General features: G+C 28.8%; 2 protein-coding genes and 1 pseudogene. All 3 read left to right on the plus strand.

Features of this window, described 5'->3' with window-relative positions; all coding sequences use genetic code 11:
* Positions 1-526: 526 nt before the first annotated feature.
* The gene (locus AST02_RS13245; protein ID WP_069818180.1) at positions 527-1,450 is read left to right on the plus strand and encodes a replication initiation factor domain-containing protein; all 924 of its coding nucleotides are present in this window, start codon (positions 527-529) and stop codon (positions 1,448-1,450) included.
* Positions 1,451-1,511: 61 nt separating this feature from the next.
* Positions 1,512-1,829 (plus strand): DUF3892 domain-containing protein, encoded by a 318-nt coding sequence (locus AST02_RS13250; protein ID WP_081333004.1) that lies wholly within the window; start codon positions 1,512-1,514, stop codon positions 1,827-1,829.
* Positions 1,830-2,042: 213 nt separating this feature from the next.
* A pseudogene (mobV, locus tag AST02_RS14840) lies at positions 2,043-2,684 on the plus strand (MobV family relaxase); the annotation flags it as partial.
* Positions 2,685-3,691: the final 1,007 nt, after the last annotated feature.

Here is a 3,691-nt window from a genome sequence, read left to right on the forward strand (position 1 = left end):
ATTTATGCCGAGAAAATCTATTTGTCGATGAGAGCCCTTAATTAGACTTAAAGCGCCAGCGGGAGATAGCGTCAGCTATTAAATCGACCGATGGACAGCTTTAGGATTATTAAGGAGCGCAGAATCGTCGGCAAATAGAGGAATTGGAATAAAGCAATTAAGATTTAAAACCCAATGTGCATTTTTTTAAGTTCCTTGTCTTTACTGGGTTTTTCTACCTGTTGAATTTTTCCTCCCTAAGAAATTTTAGTTTTTTGATTTTGGTACAAGTATTGTAATTTTTAAAAATAAAAAAAGACTTGATCTTATTAGACCAAGTCTTTTGATAGTGTTATATTAATAAACAAATAAAAAGAAGTCGCTCACGCCCTGACCAAAGTTTGTGAACGACATCATCCAAATAAAAATATAAAGAGATATGTTTTATTAATTTTGTATATCTAGATATTAAACTATATAAGTTTATTCTTCAAGATATATATTTCGGGTGAGCGACTTCTTAAACAAAATAAGGAGTCGATTTTTTATGAGTAAAAAAGAGCAAACGAATCATTTGAATCACGAAATAAACAATATTTCTAAAACCGGATACTCTAATAGCCGGTTAAGTGGTAATTTTTTTACCACCTCTCAACCAAAATTGAGTTTTGACCGTATGACTATCGTTGGAAATCTTAATAAGAGTAATGCTAAACAACTCGCTGATCTTATGTCTTATGAGCCTAGATTTAGACTTTGGGACATTCTACAAACTAAATTTAAAGCTAAAGCATTAGAAGAAAAAGTCTATATAGAATATGACAGAATTAAAGCAGATGCATGGGACAGACGTAATATGCGAGTTGAATTTAATCCTAATAATTTATCACTTGATGAGATGTTGTGGCTTAAAGATAACGTTATTAATTATATGGAAGATGATGGTTTTACTAGATTAGATTTAGCTTTTGATTTTGAAGATGATTTAAATGATTATTATGCTATGACTGATAAAGCAGTTAAAAAAACTGTTTTTTATGGACGTAATGGTTTAGCAGAAACAAAATATTTTGGTGTTAAAGATAGTGATAGATTTATACGTATATATAATAAAAAGCAGGAACGTAAAGATAATGCAGATATTGAAATAGATTCAGAACATTTATGGCGTGTAGAGATTGAACTTAAAAGAAACATGGTTGATTATTGGGATGATTGTTTTAATGATTTACATATTTTAAAACCAGATTGGAAATCTATTGAAAAGCAAAAAGATAGAGCCATGATATATCTTTTAATTAATGAAGAAGATGAGTGGGGACGTTTAGAAAGACATGCTAAATATAAATATAAAAAATTAGTTAAAGATATATCATTAATTGATTTAACTAATTCAATGAAAATGACTTTGAAAGAAAACGAAAAACAACTGCAAAAACATATTGATTTTTGGCTCTCAAATAGAACTTAAAATATGTAAAAAATTATTGTAATGCTATATTAATAATATACTTATACATAGGGGGATTTTTATGATTTATGCAGATAAAATTAGTTTTAATCGAGAAGATGAGAAAAGTTTAGGAACAATTGTTGATATTCATTTGGTTTCAGATAAAAATGAAACTTGGAAGATAGAAAATGAATTGATAAATGGGTGGTATAAGAAAGAAACTGTCTATCGTTGGCTTTTAAATAATTCTAAAAAAGGATTTAAAATTGCTGTTAATATTACTCCTTATCCTATTTTAGAACCAGTTGAAAATAAAGGTGTAAAGTATGTTAGATCTAATGCTAATGAAACAGAAAAAGATAATTTACTTGAGCTACCTATTTTTTATAAGAAATAAATTTGAAATCATTAGCAGTTAGCATTTTTAGTTTTTGGGATTTTGAATTTAATTTTATGGACGTGTAATTTACACGTCTATTTTTTGTGTTCACACAAAAACATGTTTGAGCCTCGCAGAGCACACGAACTAACGACTTATAAAATAAGTCTAGTGTGTTATACTTATATAGATAAAGTACGCGTAAAACATAATGATTAGGAGGAACTTAATGTGTCATACTCCATAATTCGAGTTGCTAAAGTTAAATCAAAAACAAATACAACAGGTCTACAAAAACATGTTCAAAGAGAAAATAAAAACTATGAAAATTTGGATATAGATTTAGAAAAATCACATTTAAACTATGATTTAGTTAATAACGATCCAATTAATTATAATTTAACGATTGATAAAAAAATCGAAGAAAATTATACAGGAAAAAGAAAAATACGAAGTGATGCAGTTAAACACATTGATGGTTTGATTACATCGGATAATGAATTCTTTGAAGGTAAGTCGCAAGACGATATAAGAGTCTTTTTTGAAGACTCAAAAACATTTATAGAAAAAGAGTATGGAAAAGAGCATTTGATTTATGCAACAGTTCATATGGACGAAAGAACGCCGCATATGCATTATGGCGTTGTACCAATAACTACTGATGGACGTTTAAGTGCTAAAGATGTTGTAGGTAATAAAAAAGCATTAACGGAATTTCAAGATAGATTTAACGAATATTTAAATGATAAAGGTTATGACTTAGAGCGTGGAACATCGAAACATAAAACAAAGGCGAAACATGATGAAGTTGAAAGTTTCAAACAAAAAACAGAATTCCATCAAAAGCAATTAGAAAACAGTAAGCAGGACTATGATAAATTTGCGCAGAGACGTGATGAATTAGGAAAAGAAATTAAACATAAATTTAACGATAAAAGACAGCTTCAGACAGATAATCAGTTGTTAATTGAGCAGCTTGAAATATTAAGAGTAGAAAAAGAGACTGAGAAAGCCAAATTAGACGAAATAAAAGCAAATAGAGAAAAAGAAGAACAAGAGTATCAAAAAATGATAAAAGCTCTAAAAGAGCCTGTAAATACCAAATATGAGTATGAATATAAAAAACCTAATTTATTTAGTGAAGAGAGATATAAAACAGATAATGTTATTGTTTCTAAAGCAACAATGGATCAGTTAAGTGAACAAGCACAATATGGCAGACGCATTGCCCCAGACTATGAAAAATTAATGAATGGAGAAAGGTATCAGGAATTACAAGAAGATTTAGAATTGCAAAGAGAAAAGATAATTGAGCAAGACAACAAAATGGCTAATGCAAAACGGAATTATAATAAAATAAAACAAGAAAAAGACGAAATGATAAAAGATCAGAAAGAAACGAATCAACTTTTAAATAAAACGTGTGGAGTTATTAAAGGTTGGGTTGGAGAAAAGATATATCATAAGGGAATTGATTATGTTGATACTCATATGCAAAGAAATCAAAAAATAAGAAATATTATGACTGTAGATGAAAATGATAAATCCTTTTTTGAGAAAAAAGATAGAGTAATACTTCAAAAACAATTTGAACAACAAAGTATTGTAAAAGAGCAAGATAAAGGTTTTGATTTGGATTTATAAAAAGTAGAACATGTAAATAAAGATCAAATTCCAGAGCCATCAAATTTTAAGTTCCTTGTCATTACTAGGTTTTTCCTACCCGTCTAACTTTTCCCCCCCTACCAGAGTGATAATTCCCTCCTAATAAATTTTCAGGGTTTTCAGTTTTGAATTATGATGATTTTATATAAAAGTAGAACACGTATTTATGCCGAGAAAATCTATTTTTCGATGAGAGCCCTTAAGTAGACTTAAAG

It is taken from the genome of Staphylococcus equorum (assembly GCF_001747895.1).
Classification (GTDB): domain Bacteria; phylum Bacillota; class Bacilli; order Staphylococcales; family Staphylococcaceae; genus Staphylococcus; species Staphylococcus equorum_A.

Excerpts from the sequence above, each read along its gene's own strand:
- AST02_RS13245 (WP_069818180.1), top strand. The coding sequence starts at position 527 with ATGAGTAAAAAAGAGCAAACGAATCATTTGAATCACGAAATAAACAAT.
- AST02_RS13250 (WP_081333004.1), top strand. The coding sequence starts at position 1,512 with ATGATTTATGCAGATAAAATTAGTTTTAATCGAGAAGATGAGAAAAGT.